At 69.0% G+C, this 17575-nt stretch carries 17 protein-coding genes; 7 read left to right on the top strand and 10 right to left on the bottom strand.

Annotated elements, in window-relative coordinates:
* Positions 1-562: 562 nt before the first annotated feature.
* The 3 genes from ACFPJ1_RS29045 to mptB are packed head-to-tail and all read left to right on the top strand — an operon-like array spanning position 563 to position 3803.
* Positions 563-1471, top strand: coding sequence for an ATP-binding cassette domain-containing protein (locus ACFPJ1_RS29045; protein ID WP_380108725.1), 909 nt, complete (start codon positions 563-565; stop codon positions 1469-1471).
* The gene (locus ACFPJ1_RS29040; RefSeq protein ID WP_380108724.1) at positions 1468-2268 is read left to right on the top strand and encodes an ABC transporter permease; all 801 of its coding nucleotides are present in this window, start codon (positions 1468-1470) and stop codon (positions 2266-2268) included. Before ACFPJ1_RS29045 ends, ACFPJ1_RS29040 begins: the two co-directional genes overlap by 4 nt.
* A gap of 32 nt (positions 2269-2300) precedes the next feature.
* Positions 2301-3803: a polyprenol phosphomannose-dependent alpha 1,6 mannosyltransferase MptB gene (gene mptB, locus ACFPJ1_RS29035; RefSeq protein ID WP_380108722.1), complete on the top strand. Its 1503-nt coding sequence runs from the start codon at positions 2301-2303 to the stop codon at positions 3801-3803.
* Here mptB and menD read toward each other — a convergent pair.
* Genes menD through menE form a run of 3 tightly spaced genes read right to left on the bottom strand, consistent with a single transcriptional unit; the run spans position 3790 to position 7480 of the window.
* A complete protein-coding gene (gene menD / locus ACFPJ1_RS29030) occupies positions 3790-5427 on the bottom strand; it encodes a 2-succinyl-5-enolpyruvyl-6-hydroxy-3-cyclohexene-1-carboxylic-acid synthase (protein WP_380108720.1) in 1638 nt (545 codons plus the stop codon). The genes mptB and menD overlap by 14 nt on opposite strands.
* On the bottom strand, positions 5424-6365 hold the full coding sequence (locus ACFPJ1_RS29025; RefSeq protein ID WP_380108719.1) for an o-succinylbenzoate synthase: 942 nt from the start codon (positions 6363-6365) through the stop codon (positions 5424-5426). Before ACFPJ1_RS29025 ends, menD begins: the two co-directional genes overlap by 4 nt.
* Complete coding sequence (menE, locus tag ACFPJ1_RS29020; RefSeq protein WP_380108717.1) at positions 6362-7480, bottom strand: o-succinylbenzoate--CoA ligase; 1119 nt, start codon at positions 7478-7480, stop codon at positions 6362-6364. The genes ACFPJ1_RS29025 and menE overlap by 4 nt, the downstream gene beginning before the upstream one ends.
* An 89-nt stretch (positions 7481-7569) precedes the next feature.
* On the opposite strand from menE, the gene ACFPJ1_RS29015 reads away from it, so the two are divergent.
* Positions 7570-8442: a 1,4-dihydroxy-2-naphthoate polyprenyltransferase gene (locus ACFPJ1_RS29015; RefSeq protein ID WP_380108716.1), complete on the top strand. Its 873-nt coding sequence runs from the start codon at positions 7570-7572 to the stop codon at positions 8440-8442.
* 7 nt (positions 8443-8449) lie between these two features.
* Here ACFPJ1_RS29015 and cds1 read toward each other — a convergent pair whose 3' ends face one another.
* Positions 8450-9589, bottom strand: coding sequence for an L-cysteine desulfhydrase Cds1 (gene cds1, locus ACFPJ1_RS29010; protein ID WP_465261087.1), 1140 nt, complete (start codon positions 9587-9589; stop codon positions 8450-8452).
* A gap of 79 nt (positions 9590-9668) precedes the next feature.
* Between cds1 and ACFPJ1_RS29005 the strand changes: the two genes are divergently transcribed.
* Complete coding sequence (locus ACFPJ1_RS29005) at positions 9669-10031, top strand: hypothetical protein (protein WP_380108715.1); 363 nt, start codon at positions 9669-9671, stop codon at positions 10029-10031.
* Positions 10032-10038: 7 nt separating this feature from the next.
* Here the strand turns inward: ACFPJ1_RS29005 and ACFPJ1_RS29000 are convergent, their stop codons facing one another.
* Positions 10039-10350, bottom strand: coding sequence for a hypothetical protein (locus ACFPJ1_RS29000; protein WP_380108713.1), 312 nt, complete (start codon positions 10348-10350; stop codon positions 10039-10041).
* 151 nt (positions 10351-10501) lie between these two features.
* Between ACFPJ1_RS29000 and ACFPJ1_RS28995 the strand changes: the two genes are divergently transcribed.
* Both ACFPJ1_RS28995 and ACFPJ1_RS28990 read left to right on the top strand, forming a co-directional pair.
* Complete coding sequence (locus tag ACFPJ1_RS28995) at positions 10502-11518, top strand: M48 family metallopeptidase (RefSeq protein WP_380108712.1); 1017 nt, start codon at positions 10502-10504, stop codon at positions 11516-11518.
* A gap of 100 nt (positions 11519-11618) precedes the next feature.
* Positions 11619-12107, top strand: coding sequence for a GNAT family N-acetyltransferase (locus ACFPJ1_RS28990; RefSeq protein ID WP_380108709.1), 489 nt, complete (start codon positions 11619-11621; stop codon positions 12105-12107).
* 110 nt (positions 12108-12217) lie between these two features.
* Here the strand turns inward: ACFPJ1_RS28990 and ACFPJ1_RS28985 are convergent, their stop codons facing one another.
* From ACFPJ1_RS28985 to resB, 5 genes are all read right to left on the bottom strand, one after another.
* Entirely contained in the window at positions 12218-13789 is a 1572-nt protein-coding gene (locus tag ACFPJ1_RS28985; RefSeq protein ID WP_380108708.1) for an MFS transporter, read from the bottom strand.
* Between the two features lie 63 nt (positions 13790-13852).
* Positions 13853-14476 carry a TetR/AcrR family transcriptional regulator gene (locus ACFPJ1_RS28980; RefSeq protein WP_380108706.1) on the bottom strand — a complete coding sequence of 208 codons (624 nt, stop codon included), beginning with the start codon at positions 14474-14476 and terminating at the stop codon, positions 13853-13855.
* Positions 14477-14718: 242 nt separating this feature from the next.
* Positions 14719-14970 (bottom strand): DUF4229 domain-containing protein, encoded by a 252-nt coding sequence (locus tag ACFPJ1_RS28975; protein WP_380108705.1) that lies wholly within the window; start codon positions 14968-14970, stop codon positions 14719-14721.
* Between the two features lies 1 nt (position 14971).
* Positions 14972-15982 (bottom strand): c-type cytochrome biogenesis protein CcsB, encoded by a 1011-nt coding sequence (gene ccsB, locus ACFPJ1_RS28970; RefSeq protein WP_380108704.1) that lies wholly within the window; start codon positions 15980-15982, stop codon positions 14972-14974.
* Entirely contained in the window at positions 15979-17574 is a 1596-nt protein-coding gene (gene resB, locus ACFPJ1_RS28965; RefSeq protein ID WP_380108702.1) for a cytochrome c biogenesis protein ResB, read from the bottom strand. Before resB ends, ccsB begins: the two co-directional genes overlap by 4 nt.
* Position 17575: the final 1 nt, after the last annotated feature.

Raw genomic sequence — 17575 nt, 5'->3', positions numbered from 1 at the left:
TGTCCGGGCCGGCGTGCGTCACCGACCTCAGCTCTTTGTGCACCAGATGAGCAGAGCCCACCGTCCCGGACACTCACCCGGTGCACAAAGTGCCCGCCTCAGACACCAGCCGGGTTCGGGACCGCGGAAGACCCGCCGATACGGGCACTTTGTGCACCGCTGGAGCAGATCCCGGCGCCCCGGACACTCACCCGGCGCACGAAGTGGGACCTCGGACACCAACGCGGGACCTCGGACATGAAGCAGCCTGTCCCCGGTACCCACAAGGTGTCCCAGGTCCCCACAACCGCACCGGAGACCGACTCCTCGCGCTCCAGGAGGTGTCCTCGGGTCCCCCGCGAGGTATCCATGGTCTACGCGCACGCCACCTGCTCTGGGCCCGGCGATCGACTTGCCCAGTCTGAAAGCCGGCGCTCAGGAGGCCGTCCAAGGTTTAATCAATGTTGACTATTCAATGTTGATTGTTTGAGACTGGGGGCATGATGATCGAAGCTCGCGGGCTTGTCCGCACCTTCAAGACCAAGCGTGGGCCGGTGCAGGCCGTGCAGGGGTAGACCTGAATGTGGCCGACGGGGAGATCGTCGGCTTCCTCGGCCCGAACGGGGCCGGCAAGACGACCACGATGCGGATGCTGGCGACCCTGATCACGCCGACCAGCGGGACCGCCACCGTCGCGGGGTGCGACCTGGCGAAGGACCCGGTCGGCGTCCGCCGCCGGATCGGGTACGTGCCGCAGAGCGGTTCCACATTGCCCGAGGCGATCGCCGGGGACGAGGTCGTCGACCACGCCCGGCTGTACGGCGTGGACAAGAAGAAGGCGATCGCCGACGGCCAGCGGCTGTTCGAGGAGCTCGATCTGCCCGGCCTCTGGCGGCGGCAGTGCAAGACCCTGTCAGGCGGTCAGCGGCGCCGCCTCGACATCGTGATGGGGCTGGTCCACGACCCGAAGCTGATCTTCCTCGACGAGCCGACCACCGGTCTCGACCCGCAGGCCCGGGCGAACCTGTGGGAGCACATCCGAGGCCTCCGCGAGCGCGGCGCGACGATCTTCCTCACCACCCACTACCTGGACGAGGCGGACGCGCTCTGCGACCGGATCCTGGTCATCGACCACGGCAAGATCGTCGCCGCGGGCAAGCCGGAGGAGCTCAAGCAGCAGGTCTCCGGCGACGGTGTCAGGCTCAGCCTGGCCGACGCGGAGAACGCGCCGGCGGTGACCAAGATCGTCGAGGAACTGCCGGGTGCGGTCGCCGTCGAGACCGAGGATGACGTGGTCGGGTTCCGGATCCCCAAGGGTGGTTCGGTGCTGCCGTCGCTGCTCCGCACGATCGATGCCCAGGGCATCGAGCTGAACGGCGTCGAGGTGCACCGGCCGACGCTCGACGACGTGTTCCTGACCATGACCGGGCGCTCCCTGCGCGACGACAGCGAGACCCCGGCCGAGACCCAGAAGGAGGAGGCGGCGGCATGACCGTGCAGACGCTGACCCCGACCCACCGCCCCGGTTCCGTGCTGCGAGAGACCTGGATCGTCTTCAACCGAGCGATGCGGTTGTCGCTGCGCAACCCGATGTGGTCGATCCTGATGCTCAGCCAGCCGCTGATGTACCTGTTCCTGTTCGGCCCGCTGCTGAAGCCGATCACCGCGCAGATCAGCCAGGGCGAGGCCACCAACGCCTACCAGGTGTTCATCCCGGGCCTGATCGTGCAGCTCGGCATGTTCGGCGCGATGTTCGTCGGCTTCGGCCTGATCGCGGAGTACCGGGCCGGAGTGATCGAGGCGGACCGCGTCACGCCCGCGTCCCGGATCGCCCTGATGGCAGGACGTGTACTGCGGGACGTCGTCGTCCTGGTGGTCCAGTCGATCCTGCTGCTGGTGGTGTCGATCCCGATGGGCCTGCGCGCACCGTGGGACGGCGTACTCCTGTCCCTGGTGATCGTGGCCCTGCTGGGCGCGACCTTCGCCTCGCTGTCGTACTCGGTCGCCCTGATCACCAAGAGCGAGGACGCCCTGGCCCCGCTGCTGAACGGGATCGCCATGCCGTTGCTGCTGCTCTCAGGCATCCTGCTGCCGATGCAGATCGGCCCGACCTGGCTGCAGCGCCTGTCCGACATCAGCCCGCTGAAGCACGTGGTGAACGGTGTCCGCGCCCTCTTCCGCGGCGACATCGGCAGCAGCGCGTCGCTCTGGGGCCTCTTCTGGGTAGTCCTCCTGACGGTGATCGGCCTGGCCGTAGGCGCCCGCACCTTCCGCAAGGAATCCGCCTAACGCCGGCCACTTGCGTCCGAAGAACTGCGGAGATGTGTCTGCAGTTCTTCGGACGCAAGACGTTGTTCATCGGGGAGTTGCCGAGCGAGGTTAGCGTCGGCGGCATGCGGGTGCCGTCGGCGTTGGTTCGTGGGGTCGTCGGGTCGTGTGTGGTGGCCGCTGCGAGCCTGGTGACCTCGGTGGTGCCGGAGTCGTCGTGGGTGGCGTCGCTGCCGATCGCCAGTGATCTGCGAGCCACCTTGCCGGGGCGGATGACCGGGCTGACCTTGATGGTGGCCGGGCTCGGGCTGATGGTGTGGGCCTGGCTGTCGGTCGGCCGGGAGGTGCTTGCCGGGGTTCGGCATCGACTGGTCCCGTTGGCGGCCTGGTGGAGTGCGCCGCTACTGCTGATGCCGCCGCTGTTCAGCCGCGACGCGTGGAGCTACGCCGCCCAGGGCGCCCTCGTTTCTAAGGGCTACGACCCGTACAGCGTGGGCCCGGGCGTGCTGTCGGGGCACGTGGTCGAGGCGGTCGACCCGATGTGGATGAGCACCCCAGCGCCGTACGGGCCGCTGCCGCTCGCGTACGGCGGGCTCGCGGCGCGGCTGACCCTCGACCCGTACGTGCTGATGTTGGCTCACCGTGCACTGGCCGTGCTGGGGATCGTGCTGATCGCCTGGGCGGTTCCACGACTGGCCACGGCCTGCCGGGTGGACCCGACGGTCGCCACCTGGCTGGTCGTCGCCAACCCCGTGCTGATCACGCACGGCCTCGGCGCGGCGCACAACGACGTACTGATGCTGGGCCTTGCCTGTTCTGCGTTTGCGCTGGCTCTGACTGGTCATTGGGGCACTGCCGCTGTACTGGCCGGGGCTGCGGCTGCGGTGAAGGCGCCGGGCGGACTCGTGGTGATCGCCATAGCCGCGGTGATGAGCCCGCTGGCAGGACGAGCGCGCTTGCGACTGGCAAGTCTCGCCATCGCCGGCTCTGTCGCGGTACTGACCCTGGTGACGATCGGCGAGCTGGTTGGGGTGGGCTCCGGCTGGCTGAGCGCCCTCGACGTACCAGGGCTGGTGAGGTCGCCACTGTCGATCGCGAACCTCATCGGCCTCGGGGCGTCCGGAGTACTGGCGTGGCTCGGCGAGGACGGTGCTGCTCAGCAGGCCCTGCAGATCGTGCGACTGCTTGGCATCCTCACCGCACTCGGCCTGATCGCGGTACTAGGGCTGCGCTCGTCCATCCACAATGCCGCCCGGGCAGTCGGGATCGCCTTGCTGGCAGTGGTTCTGCTGGGTCCCACAGCTCACGACTGGTACTTCGTCTGGGGTCTGCCGTTCCTCGCGGTAGCTCGTCCCGGCCGCAAGCTGACCACGGCTCTGATCGGCGTCAGCATCATCCTCACGGTCGCCGCGCCGCTCAACTCCTCGCTGCGTGGCGCGGTGATCCCCATCCTCGTGACGACCTCCCTGGTGCTGGTAGTGGTCGGCACCCTGCTGGGACGGCTCAGGACCCTGCAGCCGCAACCACAGCCCAAGGTGATCGCTACAGCTGGCTGACCGCCCGCAGCAGTTCGGCTTGCAAGTCGCGATGGGTGGCACGGTCGACCCGAGCCTCCACTACGTCGATGCCCGCGACAGTGCGGACCAGTGCCGCGCGCAGAGCATCCGCACTCTCAGCCAACGTGTACGGCGTACCGGTGGCCGCGCAGAGAGCGGCCAGGTCGACGTTGTGAGGTGTGCCGAAGACACGCTCGAAATAGGCGCCGTGGCTGGAATCCCCTTGTTCCAGGGTGGAGAAGATGCCGCCGCCGTTGTCGTTCACCACCACGATGCGCAGGTCGGGCCGAGGCTCGGTGGGCCCGATCACGAGCCCGTTGGCGTCGTGCAGGAAGGCCAGATCGCCGACCAGCGCGTACGTCGGGCCGGCATTAGCCAGGGCGGCTCCGACAGCCGTGGAGAGGGTGCCGTCGATCCCGGCCAGCCCGCGGTTCGCCACTGTCCGGATCGGTACGACAGGAGCCAGGTCGAGGTCGCGCACGGGGTTGGAGGAGGCCACCACCAGCATGCCGTCGGCGCCGACCGCTTCCCCGACGATCGCGGCGATGGCCGGACCGGGAAGCCCGTCGGACAACACCTTGTCGAGCGCGGGGCGAGCCTGCTCGTCCAACTGCTGCCAGCGGCTGAACCAGTCGGTCTGGTCCGCGGCGGTGACCTCCAGCCCGGTGACGACCGCGCTGGCCCGGCGGCCCGCGTCTGGCCAGAGCCCGGTCGGGGCGACGACGATCACCTCGACGTCCGGCCGCGCGAGCAGCTTGGCGACCGGCCGGGACAGCGTCGGGTGGCCGAAGACCACCACCCGCTCGATCTCGTCGGTCAAAGAACTTGCTGCCAGCAACAACCGGTACGCCGAGATGACGGCCGGCCCGGTCCTGGCCCGACTGGAAGGCTCGGCGAACAAGGGCCAGTTGCCGGCCTCGGCTGCAAGCCGCGCGGCCTGGGATGCGCCGTCACCGGCCACCACGACGGTCTTCGGACCGGGCGCGATCGACGACGGCTGGGCCGCGGTGGGGTGCACGCTCGTCCACGGACCGCTGCGGCCCTCTAGCGACTCCGGCCAATCACCGTCGTCCGTCGGGACCAGCGGCTCGACCAGAGCGCAATTGAGGTGCACCGGCCCGGGGTCCGACGTACGAGCGCCGACTGCGGTGGAGACCGTCCGCGCGAGCAGCGAACGCCAGTAGGCGGCCTGGCCGAGCTCCCGCTTCGGTGTGCCGATCTCGTGGAACAGCCGCACGGCGGAGCCGAACACCTTGAGCTGGTCAGTGGTCTGGTTCGCCCCGCTCCCCCGCAACTCCGGCGGACGGTCAGCGCTCAGCACGATCAGCGGCAGCCCGCTGTGCGACGCCTCGAGGACAGCCGGGTGCAGGTTGGCCACCGCAGTACCGGAGGTGGTGACGACCGGTACCGGCAGGCCGGTCCCACGGATCAGCCCGAGCGCCAGGAACCCCGCAGTACGTTCGTCGATCCGCACGTGGAGGCGCAGGCGTCCCTCGCGGTCGGCGGCGGCCAGAGCCAGCGCGAGCGGCGCACTGCGCGAACCGGGAGCCAGTACGGCCTCCCGAACGCCGGAGCGGATCAGCTCGTCGACCACCACAGTCGCGAACGCAGTGGACGGGTTCATCCGGTCCTACCTTTCAGTGATTCGACTCGGGCCAATCGCGCGTTCCACCTGGCTGTGGTCGCTGGGTCGGCCGTAGCGGCAGCAAGCAGGGCTGGATCCGGCTCGAGCCGTTTGACCGGCAGGAACCCATCCACAGGAAGCAGCGGTTCGGCAACGACCTCTGACGTGAACATCGATACCGTGGCAAGGCCGCACGCGTAGGGAAGCTCCGGCAGCGCCGCAGCCAGGGCCAGTCCCGCAGCGATACCCACCGAGGTCTCGAGCGCCGACGACACCACCACCGGCAGACCGATCTGCTCGGCGATCTCGAGGCACGCCCGGACGCCTCCGATGGGCTGCACCTTCAGTACTGCGATATCCGCGGCCTCGAGCTTCTTCACCAGCAGGGGATCCTCCGCCCGCCGGATGGACTCGTCCGCAGCCACCAGCACATCAGCACGCCGACGTACTGCGGCCAGGTCCTCCACGGAGGCGCACGGCTGCTCCACATACTCCAGGTCGAACCGAGCGAGCTCCTTCAAGCTCCGCAAGGCCTCATCCACCGACCAAGCACCGTTCGCGTCGATCCGGAGTCGTCCGCCAGGCCCCAGCGCATCCCGCACAGCCTCAACGCGCTCCAGGTCGTCCGCAAGGGTCTGCCCCGGTTCGGCCACCTTGACCTTGGCAGTGGCACAACCAGAGGCCCGCACGATCTCCGCAGCCCGCTCCGGGCCGATCGCCGGCACAGTGCAGTTCACCGGTACTGCGGAACGCAGCGGCGCGGGCCATCCGTCCACGGCGGCCTCGCGGGCGGCCCGGAGCCAGGACACGCAGGTGGCGTCGTCGTAGTCGAGGAACGGGCTCCACTCCGCCCAGCCCGCAGGACCTTCGAACAGGATCCCCTCGCGGACCGTGATGCCCCGGAAGCGATTCCGCAGGCCGATCGCGTAGGTGATCACCGGGCGACACCCTCGAGCAGTCCCTGCCGGTCGACCTTGCCCGAGGCAAGCATCGGCAGAGCTGCCAGCCGGACCACGTCCCGAGGAGCCCAGGTGCGCGGCAACACCTCGGCCACGAAGTCCCTGAGTTCGTCGCGCTCTGGCTCGTCTCCGCCTGGGTGACTGACGACGAACGCGACCACTCGGCTCCCCCACTCCGGGTCAGGCACACCCAGGACGACGGCTTCGGTCACACCCGGATGTTCCAGCAGACGAGCCTGGACGGCGGTGAGGGTGACGTTGACGCCGCCGGAGATCACCACGTCGTCCAGCCGGCCGATCACCTGCAGGCGACCGTCGACGAACCGCCCGCGGTCCTGCGTCCGGAACCAGCCGTCGTGGAAAACGTCGGCGGTCAGTTTGGGTCGCAGCCGGTAGCCCGTGAACAACGTGGGCCCGCTGATCAAGATCCGCTCGTCCTCCAGGCGCAACGACGTACCCGCGAGCGGTTCACCGGCGTACACGCAGCCGCTGCCGGTCTCGGTCATGCCGTACGCGGGGATCGCGGTGACGCCCGCGGCCCGGGCGCGGGCTTTCAGGTCGGCCGGCATTGAGGCGCCGCCGATGACGATCGCGTCGAAGCTGAGCAACGCGTCCAATTCGGTGTCGAGATAGCGAGCCAGTTGCGTCGGGACCATCGCGGTGTACTTGCGCGGCCCGGTCAGCGCCGCGGCTGCCTCCGTGAAGTTCGGGTGGTCGGCCACCACCACCGGAGCGAACCCGGCGAGCACGGAGCGCGTGACCACCTGCAGCCCGCCCACGAAGTACGGCTGCATCGGGAGCAGCCACTGGCCCGGCCCGCCGAGCCGGTCATGGGTGGCCGTAGCCGAGGCGAGCAGGGCGCTCCTGGAGAGCATGACGCCCTTGGGCTCGCCCGAGGAGCCCGAAGTGGTCAGGATCACCGCGCAGTCGTCCGACTCGAGCGGTTCGTCCGGAGCCACCGCCTGCCGGACCCGCTCGGCTGCGGCGGGATCAGCCGGTACCGGGGCGAACGGCGTACCGGAGCCGTCGAGTACGGCGGTGAGCGCCGACAGCACGGCATCCGGGGTGCCTGGGACCAGGCGCAGCGTAGACATGTCCACCCGAGCGTACGACGCGGCCGCGGCGGCTCCGCAGCCCGTGCCGCCCGCAAGCCTTTACCGACGGGCTGACAGAATCGTCAGTCATGGCCACCCCTGCCCAGTGGATCGAAGGCGCGCGTCCGCGAACACTGCCCGCCGCGATCGCTCCAGTGCTCGTCGGAACCGGTGCTGCCGCCTACCTGGACGGCTTCGTCTGGTGGAAGGCGCTGCTGGCTCTCGGCGTCGCGCTGGCTCTGCAGATCGGCGTGAATTACGCCAACGACTACTCCGACGGCATCCGCGGCACGGACGAGAATCGGGTCGGGCCACTGCGACTCGTCGGGTCCAAGGTGGCCAGTCCCCGGCAGGTGAAGACGGCTGCGTTCTCCTGCTTTGGTGTGGGCGCAGTACTGGGTGTGGTGCTCTGCGCGACCTCCAACTGGTGGCTGCTCGTCGCCGGAGCCGCTTCGCTGGTCGGGGCGTGGTTCTACACGGGCGGCAAGAAGCCGTACGGGTACCGCGCGCTCGGCGAGGTCAGCGTCTTCCTCTTCTTCGGGTTGGTCGCCGTGCTCGGCACCACCTACGTGCAGGCCGAGACGCTCCACTGGACGGCCCTGGCCGGGGCAGTCGCCATCGGGTCGATCGCCTGCGCTTTGCTGGTCGCCAACAACCTCCGCGACATCCCGACGGACACCGAGACCGGCAAGCGCACCCTGGCCGTAGTACTGGGTGCGGCTCGGTCGCGGCGGCTCTATGCGGGGTTGATCGTTCTGGCGTTCGTCCTGGCGGTGCTGTCGGCCTTGGCGACTCCCTGGGCTCTGCTGGCGCTCATCGCGCTGCCGCTGGGGTTCCGGGCCGTCAAGGTCGTCGTCAGCGACGCAGTCGGCCCAGCGCTCATCCCCGTGCTCAAGGACACCGGGCTGACCGAACTGCTGTACGCCATCGGCCTGGCCGTCGGTCTCGCGCTGGGAGGTTAGCGGACGGCTAGCGGACGGGCTCGCGCCAGCGGCCGGTCGAGGCGAAGCTCTCCAGGGTCTCCAGGTACGGCGCGATGTCCAGGCCGTTCCGCTTCAGCCAGTCGTCGTCGTAGTACGTGTTGCCGTAGCGCTCGCCGCCGTCGCACAGCAGCGTCACGATGCTCCCGCGCACGCCGGTACGCCGCATCTCCGCCGCCAGCCGCAGGGATCCCCACAGGTTGGTACCAGTGGAGCCGCCGACCAGCCGGCCGGTGACCTCCGAGCAGAACCGCATCGCCGCGATCGACGCCGCGTCCGGGACCGCGATCATCCGGTCCACCACGCCGAGCACGAACGACGGCTCGACCCGCGGCCGGCCGATGCCCTCGATCCGGGACGGGCGGCCGGTGGAGTAGTCGCCGTGGGCGGACTCGAAGGCGGGGAAGAAGGCCGAGTTCTCCGGGTCCACCACGGCCACGCAGGTGTCGTGGCGCTGGTAGCGGATGTAGCGGCCGATGGTGGCCGAGGTACCGCCGGTGCCGGCACCTACCACGATCCAGGCCGGGATCGGGTGGTGCTCCAGGGAGAGCTGGCCGAAGATCGACTCGGCGATGTTGTTGTTGCCGCGCCAGTCGGTGGCCCGCTCGGCGTAGGTGAACTGGTCCATGTAGTGGCCGCCGGTTTCCTCGGCCAGCCGCTTGGCCTCGCCGTAGATCTGCCCGGAGCGCTCGACGAAGTGGCAGCGCCCGCCGTAGAACTCGATCAGCTCGACCTTCTCGGGGCTGGTCGAGGCCGGCATCACCGCGACGAACGGCAGCCCGAGCATGCGCGCGAAGTACGCCTCACTGACCGCGGTGGAGCCGCTGGACGCCTCGATGACCGTGGTGCCCTCCTGGATCCAGCCGTTGCAGAGGGCGTACAGGAACAGTGAGCGGGCCAGCCGGTGCTTGAGCGAACCGGTCGGATGCACGGACTCGTCCTTGAGGTACAGGTCCACCCCTGTGTTCTCCGGCATCGGGAACACGTGCAGGTGGGTGTCCGCGGACCGGTTGGCGTCCGCGTCGACCAGGCGGATCGCCTCCGACACCCAGGCCCGGTCCTTCTCGCTGTACCGGTCTGCCTCGCGCGACGGCATGGGCTTACTGGACGATCCGTCTACCTCACTCATGGGGTCAGGCTAGGACAGCGGGCTCTTAATGAGTATTCCTACTCTCTGCAACCGGTGGCCGGGCCGATTGGATCGAGTCATGATTCCGCTGGGGTTCGAGATGCATCTGTCGCCTGTCGAGCAGGCTGTCCTGCTGGTGATCCTGGGACTGCTCGCTGCCGCCGCACTGCCCTCGAGCCTCACGCTGGCCGTAGTCGGCTCGGTCCGGGCCCAGCGGTCCGGACGACCCGGGCTGGGCAACGGCATCTGGTACTGGTTCTGGGGTACTGCGCTGAGCTGGGCGGCCATGGTCGGCGCCTTCAACCTGGACCTCGGCTGGTACTCGATCCCGGTCGGCTGGCTCCCCGGCCTGGCAGCCGCGGCACTGCTGTGGCCGCGGAGGCCCGAGGCCCCCGCCGGACCGGCTGGTCAGATCGGTCGGGTCGGGAGCCGCCGGCGGTAGGCCGCGGTCAGCAGTCGCGGATCCGGCTGTAGGTCGCCGGGTCCAGCGACCAGTACGACGGGCTGTGGCCGGTGCGGCTGGCTCCGGACCAGTTCTCGTTGCACCGGAACGGCACTCGCAGCAACGGCCGCGTCCCGGCCATCGTGTCGAAGTCTGCCGCGGCCTGAGCCGCCGCGACCTTCGCAGCCGGTACTGCGGCCCGCTGCGCGAGGTAGCTCTGCGGAGCCGGTGCCGGCGTGGTGTCGGCCGTGGCGCTGACGGCCGGCGTGATCGTAAGGACGGCGGCGAGCGCGCCGCCGGTGAGGGTGTGTCTGATCATCGGGATTTCCTCCATGGGCGGTGAGGAGTTGTCGCCCCAACTGTGGGAGCAGGACCCGCCCCGGAGCCACCAGATCGATCAAAGTCAACCAATCCGCCGGACCCCTGATCGAGCTACGTTGGGGGTCTACACGCCGACCTGTGGGGGAACGATGACCGAGAACGACGAGCGGCCGACCCGGCGCCGGGCCACGCTCACCGACATCAGCTCGCGGGCCTGGGAGCACCCGGCCGACCGCGGCGCACTGGTGGCGTTGCGGCAGCTCAAGGGCTTCGACTTCGTGCTGCGCAAGATGTCCGGGCTGATCAACGAGCGGGCCTTCCGGCTGCAGTTCCTCGGCTCCGCGATCCGGGTCGACGAGCGGCAGTTCCCCAAGGTCCACCGGCTCTACACCGAGGCCGGCACCACCCTTGACGTCCGCGAACTGCCCGAGCTGTACGTCACCAACAGCCCGGTCTGGAACGCGGTCACCATCGGCATGGACAAGCCGTTCATCGTCGTCAACAGCGCGCTGCTGCAGGGGCTGGACGACGAGGAGACCCGGTTCATCCTCGGCCACGAGCTCGGCCACGCGCAGAGCGGTCACGCGCTCTACCAGTCGCTGCTGTTCTGGCTGATGCGGCTCACCGGCGCGCTGAACTGGATGCCGATCGGCGCCCTCGGCCTGCGCGCGATCATCGCCGCCCTGCACGAGTGGTCCCGCAAGGCGGAGCTGTCCGGCGACCGGGCCGGCCTGCTCGCGGTCCAGGACCCGGCGGTCGCCCTGCGGGTGCAGATGAAGCTGGCCAGCGGCGGACAGCTCGGTGAGCTGGACACGACCGCCTTCCTCGCCCAGGGCACGGAGTACGAGGGCGCCGGCGACCTGCGCGACAGCGTGCTCAAGCTGCTGCTGCTCGAGGCCCAGACGCACCCGTTCGCCGTGATCCGCGCCTCCGAGCTGCGGCGCTGGGTGGACGAGGGCGACTACACCGCGATCGTCTCCGGCACCTACCCCAAGCGCCAGGACGACAAGGACGCCTCGATGTCCCAGGAGGCGAAGAACGCGGCCAAGTCGTACTCCGAAGCCTTCAACCGCTCCCAGGACCCCCTCGCCAAGTTCCTCCGCGACATGAGCGAAGGCCTGGGCGGAGTCCGCGAGTGGGTCTCCGCCAAGTTCCCCCCACGCTGACCCGGTGACCTACCTGTCCACGCCCACCTTCGAGGTTTGAAAAGGTCCGGTGGTGGGGCGGGGCGGGGAGGGGCTTAGCTGGTCTGGAAGGGTGGGCGGGGTGATCGAACTTCGTGAACTGACTTCGGATGACTGGCAGGTCTGGCGGGCGCTGCGGCTGGCGGCGTTGGAGGAGGCGCCGTACGCGTTCGGGTCGCGGTTGTCGGACTGGGTGGACGCCGAGGAGGACCGCTGGCGGGCCCGGCTGGACCTGCCCGGCTCCCGCAACGTGGTCGCCGAGCTCGACGGCCGGCCGGTCGGGATGGCGAGCGCCCTCCGGGCCGAGCAGGACGGCGTCGTCGAACTCGTCTCGATGTGGATCGCTCCGGACGGCCGCGGCCGGGGTATCGGCGACCAGCTGATGGCCCAGGTCGAGCAGTGGGCCCGCGAGGCCCACGCCCAGGTCCTGAAGCTTTCGGTTGTCGCGGGCAACGAAAAGGCCCACAACCTCTACCTGCGCGCCGGTTTCACCGACACCGACGAGTCCGGCGACCTGATGCCTGACGGCATCCACCGCGAACTCGTCATGCGCAAACCCCTGACGGACTGACCCACCACCCAAACAACCAGCCGACGCTCTCACCGAGCCGCGTGGGCGTAGTACAAGACGAGGGGCCGCATTCCCCCTCCCGGGATGCGGCCCCTCGTGTTTGGGGTGGGTCAGCCGATGTGGACCGGCTGGCCGTCGTTGGCCAGGTCTTCGTGCTTGACCGACAGGCCGACCAGGGTGACCACCGCGGCGCCCAGGATGATGAAGGCCGACACCATGAAGGCGACCGTGAAGCCGTGCGTGGTGGCGATCCCTTCCGCCTGTGCCTGCAACTGCTTCACCTGGTCAGGTGAGCTGCCGGACTGCGCGGCCTTGGCGATCCCCGGTGCGAGCTCGGTGAACTTGTCCTTGATCGCGGTGGTGGAGACCGTGCCGAGCAGCGCCAGGCCGATCGCACCACCGATCTGCTGCACCGTGTTCAGTACTGCGGAGCCGACGCCCGAGTCCTCGTTGGCGACACCGCTGACCGCGGTCAGGGTGAGCGGCACGAAGATCAGGCCCATGCCGAAGGACAGCAGCAGGATGAACGGCAGCAGGTGGGTGAAGTAGGTCGAGTCCACCTCCAGCTGGCTGAAGCCGAACATGCCGCCCGCGGCCAGCAACGTCCCGGCGCCGGCGATCCAGCGCGGGTCGAGCCGGGCGATCAGCGTCGACGCGACCTGCGCGGCGACGACGATGCCGAAGCTGAACGGCAGGAAGGCGAAGCCCGTCTTCAGCGCGCTGTAGCCCATGACGTTCTGGATGAAGATGCCCAGGAAGTAGAACATCGAGAACATCGCGGCGCCGACGATCAGCATCACGAAGAAGCTGACCCCGCGGGTGCGGTTGGCGAGGATCCGGAACGGCATCAGCGCGTGCCGCGAGCGGGCCTCGATGGTGAGGAAGACCGCGATCAGAACCACCCCGGCCGCGATGAACGCGACCGTGGTCGGGTCGCTCCAGCTGCTCTGCGCGGCGTGGGTCAGACCGTAGACCAGCGAGGTCAGACCGACGGTTCCGGTGATGGCGCCCGGCAGGTCGAACTTGCCGGTCTGGCGGGCCGACTCGCCGAGGTAGCGGAGTGCCAACACGGCCACGATCAGGCCGATCGGGGTGTTGATGAAGAAGGTCCAGCGCCAGGACGCCTCGGTGAGCGCGCCACCCAGGATCAGGCCGACGGCGGCACCCGCACCAGACATCGCGGCGTACACGCCCATCGCGCGGTTGCGCTCTTTGCCGGCCGGGAAGGTGGTGGTGATCAGGGCGAGCGCGTTCGGCGAGGCCGCCGCGGCCGCGACACCCTGCAGGATCCGGCTGGCGAGCAGCATCGTCTCGCTCTGCGCGATACCGCCCAGGAAGGAGGCGACGCCGAACAGCACGACACCGAAGATGAACACCTTGCGGCGGCCGAGGATGTCCCCCATCCGGCCACCGAGCAGCAGCAGACCACCGAAGGCCAGCGCATAGGCGTTGACCACCCACGGCAACGAGGCGTTGGTGAAGCCGAGGTCAGTCTGGATGTGCGGCAACGCGATGTTGACGATGGTGCCGTCGAGCACCACCATCAGCTGTGCCATGCTGATCAGCGCGAGCGCGATGCCGAGGTTGCGGTGACCGTGGGCCGACGGTTCGGCTCCTGAGTCGGCCGCCCCGTCGACCCGCCGCGGGTCCGGCGGATCGGCCTTGATGACGTCTTCGGACATGCTGGACTATCCCCTCTTGCGTATTACTGGCTTGTTTGGTCGCTGACTGAGGCCTCACACCGGTCAGCGCGCCTGCGACCCCCGCGCCGCAGGCAGAATCACGTTGTCGATCACCCGCAGGATCAGCTCGTCAGTCGGCTCGATCCCGAGGATGAAGGCGTGGTGGATGATCACGGCGGGCAGCGTCGTCGAGAGCAGTTCGATGTCCACGTCGGCAGCGATCTCGCCACGCCGTACGGCGCGGGCATAGATCCGGTTCACCACATCGAGCCGAGGGGCGAGGAACCGCTCCCGGAACGCCCGCTGCAGGTCCGCGTCGCGATGCAGCGCAGTCAGCAGGCCGGCGATCACCGACATCGGCATCTCGGAGGTGAAGCCGCCGTCCTCGCAGGACAGCGAGATCAGGTCGCCCCGCAGCGAGCCGGTGTCGACGTCGTCGGGCACCGGACAGCCCTTGGCGCGGCTGATCGCATCCACCACCAGTTCCGCCTTGGTGGACCAGCGCCGGTACAGCGTCGCCTTGCTGGCCTTGGCGGCCGTCGCCACCGCGTCCATGGTCAACCGGTCGTAGCCGAGCTCGGCGACGACCTCGACGGTCGCGTCGAGGATCTCCCCCTCGCGCCCGCCTTCCACCCGCGGCCGCTGGCGCGGTCCGGTCTCGGTGGCACCGGTGGCGACATCTGTCATGGTCTGCTGATCACCCTGAGTTAGCATTTGGTAGCTGATAGAACGAAACGGTTTCGTTTCATCAACCACACTACGACTCAGGTGAAGGCCTGCACAAACGATTTTCGGAGAAATTCCGCAGTGGCCTAGGTCACTCTCTGTACCAGTCGGGCGGCTGGTATGGCGTTCTCAGGCTCAGCCGGAACGACGACGGCACCTGCTCGGGAAGCAGGTGCCGTCGGTGGTTCGGGAGTTCGCAGTACTCAGTCGTCGTCCTCGGCGCGACGGGACTGCTCGATCCGCTCGCTGATCCGGCCGGCGCGTTGCTCGATGGTGCCGGCCAGCCGGTCCCGGGCGGCTCGCAGGACGAAGATCGACAGGATCGACGACACGATCAGCGCGACCAGCAGCAGCGGGAAGACGGTCAGCCAGTTGTTCAGCGCGAACCACAGCACCGCGAAACAGACCGCGAACAGCGCCAGCCGCAGGCCGGTGTAGATGGCGAATTCCTTCATGTCAGACCCCGGCGTAGGAGTGCAGGCCCGACACCAGCAGGTTCACGCCCACGAAGTTGAAGATGAAGACGAACCAGCCGACGATCGCGATCGTGGCCGCCCGGCGTCCCCGCCAGCCCGCGGTCGCCCGCGCGTGCAGGTACGCGGCGTACACGACCCAGGTGACCAGCGACCAGACCTCCTTGGGGTCCCAGCCCCAGTAGCGGCCCCAGGCGTACTCGGCCCAGATCGGCCCGGCCACCAGGACGCCGAAGGTCCAGAGAGGGAAGGCGAACGCCAGCACCTTGTACGCCGTACCGTCCATCGCCTCGGCGCTCGGGAGCCGCTTCAGCGACGCGGACATGGTGCCGCCGGCAAGGACCCGGCGCTCGGCGCGGGACTTGACCAGGTAGAGGATCGAGATCAGCCCGCCGATGGTGAACGCGCCGCCGGAGATCGCCGCGGCGGACACGTGGATGACGAGCCAGTACGAGTGCAGCGCCGGCACGAGCGGTCCGGCCGGGGTGTAGAGCGCCAGCGTCGCCAGGCCAAGCACGGCGGCGACCACCAGGGTGACGCCGAGGCCGAGCCACTGCAGCTTGTAGCGGTGCACGAACAGCAGGTAGACCGCCGCGACCGCCAGCGAGGCGGTGATGGAGAACTCGTACATGTTGCCCCACGGCACCCGCCCAGCCGCGAGACCACGGGTGACGACGCCGACCAGGTGCAGCACGAACGCGAGCCAGGTGAGCATCAACCCGATCCGGCTGGCCGCCTCGGCGCGCGCCGATCCACCTTCACCCGCAGCAGATCCCGCAGCAGTTACGCCAGCAGTAGCCGGTACTGCGACGTCCTGCGTGCCGGCGGCGCTCGAAGCCACCAGCACCTCGGCCGGCTGCTCCGCGGCGACGGTAGCCGGGACGGCGCGGCCCATCGCCCACTCGAGCGCGTGCGACATCATCGCCAGCGCGTAGATCACCGTGGCAGTCGGGATGACCAGGTTGGAGACGTGCGCGAAGGCCTCCGGGCTCATGGCTGCTCCTGCTTCGTCGGTTCGTCCGGCTTCTTGGATTCAGGGTGCTGCAAAGCTTGTGCGATGGACTGGAGCTCGTCACCGAGGCCGCGCTCGGGTCCCCGGTCGAGGCCGGCCACCTCGACCACGGTACGCCCGTCCTGCGTCCGGACCCGCACCCAGGTACGCCGCGGGTGGATGAACAGCGAGCCCATCAGGCCGAGGATGGCCAGCAGGATCCCGCCCAGCGCGAGGTCCAGGCCCGGGGTGTGGCTGATCTGCAGCTTCACCCAGCGGTCGTAGGAGTCGAAGGTGAGCGAGCCGCGGCCGTCCGGCAGGGTGATGCTCTGGCCCGGGGCGAGCTGGAACCGCAGCTTGTCCCCGCTGCCGTTGTCGAACTGGGTCAGCTTGGACTTGTCCAGCTGGTACACCGACTGCGGCTTGCCGGTCTCCTGGGACGGGCGGCCGTAGTACGCGGTCATCACCAGCGCCGGGTTCAGCGAGTCGGGGAAGACCGAGATGGGGCCGCGCTGGTCGATCACCGCGGTGGGCAGGAAGAAGCCCTCGAAGCCGAGCTGCTCGGGCCGCGCGTCAGGGGCCTTGATCACGCCGAACGAGGAGAAGTTGCTGTCCTGCGGCAGGAACGGCGCCGGTCCGGAGAACGCGACCTGCCCCTTGCCGTCGCGCACGGTCACCCGCGGCGCGTACCCGTGGCCGAGCAGGTGCACGTTGCTGCCGTCCACCTGCAGCGGGTGGTTGACCCGCAGGTCGTACGACTTCCCCGGCGAGTCCGGCGTCTCCTGGTAGGTGAGGTTCGCGTTGAACTCGCGGGCGGCGCCGCGCTGCGGGCCGTCGGTCTGGAACTTCGCGGTGAAGTCCTTCACCGTCAGCGAGAACGGCGGCAGGTCGTCCGGCGTGAAGATCCGGCCCGGGCTGAAGTCGTCGTACTGCGCCACCGAGTTCGAGAATCCGTTGCCGACGACAACCAGCACGGTACCGCGGTACCCGAACAGCGCACCCCAGGCGGCCCCGATCAGCGCCAGGATCAGGGAGAAGTGGAAGAGCAGGTTGCCCGCCTCGCGGAGATACCCGCGCTCGGCGGCGATCGCACCGTCGTACGACTCGACCCGGAAGCGACGGCGGCGAAGCTCCTTGGCGGCCAGGTCCAGTACGTCGTCGTCGACGCCCGGCTCGAACTGCTGGTACCCGGGCAGGCGGTTCAGGTTGCGCGGCGGCTTCGGCGGCCGGGCGCGCAGGGCCTTCAGGTAGACCTGCAGGCGGGGCACCACGCAGCCGATCAGCGAGATGAACAGCAGCAGGTAGATCGCGGAGAACCAGGGCGACTTGTAGACGTCGAAGAGCCCGAGCTTGTCGTAGAAGGGACCGAGCTTCGGGTGCGCCTCGAAGAAGTCCGACACCTTGATCGGGTCGATCGCGGTCTGCGGGATCAGCGAACCCGGCACCGCGCCGAGCGCGAGCAGGAAGAGCAGCACCAGTGCCGTCTTCATCGAGGTCAGCTGCCGCCAGGTCCAGCGCAGCCAGCCGAGCAGGCCCAGCTTCGGCAGGTCCGGCGGTGGCGTCGGCGTCTCGATCCGGTCCTTGACGTCCGTCATC

This window comes from Kribbella qitaiheensis (genome assembly GCF_042657745.1).
Lineage (GTDB): Bacteria > Actinomycetota > Actinomycetes > Propionibacteriales > Kribbellaceae > Kribbella > Kribbella qitaiheensis.
This window is presented reverse-complemented; position numbering and strand designations above follow the sequence as displayed.

Excerpts from the sequence above, each read along its gene's own strand:
- ACFPJ1_RS28995 (WP_380108712.1), top strand. The coding sequence starts at position 10,502 with ATGACCGAGAACGACGAGCGGCCGACCCGGCGCCGGGCCACGCTCACC.
- ACFPJ1_RS29015 (WP_380108716.1), top strand. The coding sequence starts at position 7,570 with ATGGCCACCCCTGCCCAGTGGATCGAAGGCGCGCGTCCGCGAACACTG.
- mptB (WP_380108722.1), top strand. The coding sequence starts at position 2,301 with ATGTGTCTGCAGTTCTTCGGACGCAAGACGTTGTTCATCGGGGAGTTG.
- ACFPJ1_RS28985 (WP_380108708.1), bottom strand. The coding sequence starts at position 13,789 with ATGTCCGAAGACGTCATCAAGGCCGATCCGCCGGACCCGCGGCGGGTC.
- ACFPJ1_RS29000 (WP_380108713.1), bottom strand. The coding sequence starts at position 10,350 with ATGATCAGACACACCCTCACCGGCGGCGCGCTCGCCGCCGTCCTTACG.
- cds1 (WP_465261087.1), bottom strand. The coding sequence starts at position 9,589 with ATGAGTGAGGTAGACGGATCGTCCAGTAAGCCCATGCCGTCGCGCGAG.
- ACFPJ1_RS28975 (WP_380108705.1), bottom strand. The coding sequence starts at position 14,970 with ATGAAGGAATTCGCCATCTACACCGGCCTGCGGCTGGCGCTGTTCGCG.
- ccsB (WP_380108704.1), bottom strand. The coding sequence starts at position 15,982 with ATGAGCCCGGAGGCCTTCGCGCACGTCTCCAACCTGGTCATCCCGACT.
- menD (WP_380108720.1), bottom strand. The coding sequence starts at position 5,427 with ATGAACCCGTCCACTGCGTTCGCGACTGTGGTGGTCGACGAGCTGATC.
- ACFPJ1_RS28980 (WP_380108706.1), bottom strand. The coding sequence starts at position 14,476 with ATGACAGATGTCGCCACCGGTGCCACCGAGACCGGACCGCGCCAGCGG.
- ACFPJ1_RS29040 (WP_380108724.1), top strand. The coding sequence starts at position 1,468 with ATGACCGTGCAGACGCTGACCCCGACCCACCGCCCCGGTTCCGTGCTG.
- ACFPJ1_RS29005 (WP_380108715.1), top strand. The coding sequence starts at position 9,669 with ATGATTCCGCTGGGGTTCGAGATGCATCTGTCGCCTGTCGAGCAGGCT.
- menE (WP_380108717.1), bottom strand. The coding sequence starts at position 7,480 with ATGTCTACGCTGCGCCTGGTCCCAGGCACCCCGGATGCCGTGCTGTCG.
- resB (WP_380108702.1), bottom strand. The coding sequence starts at position 17,574 with ATGACGGACGTCAAGGACCGGATCGAGACGCCGACGCCACCGCCGGAC.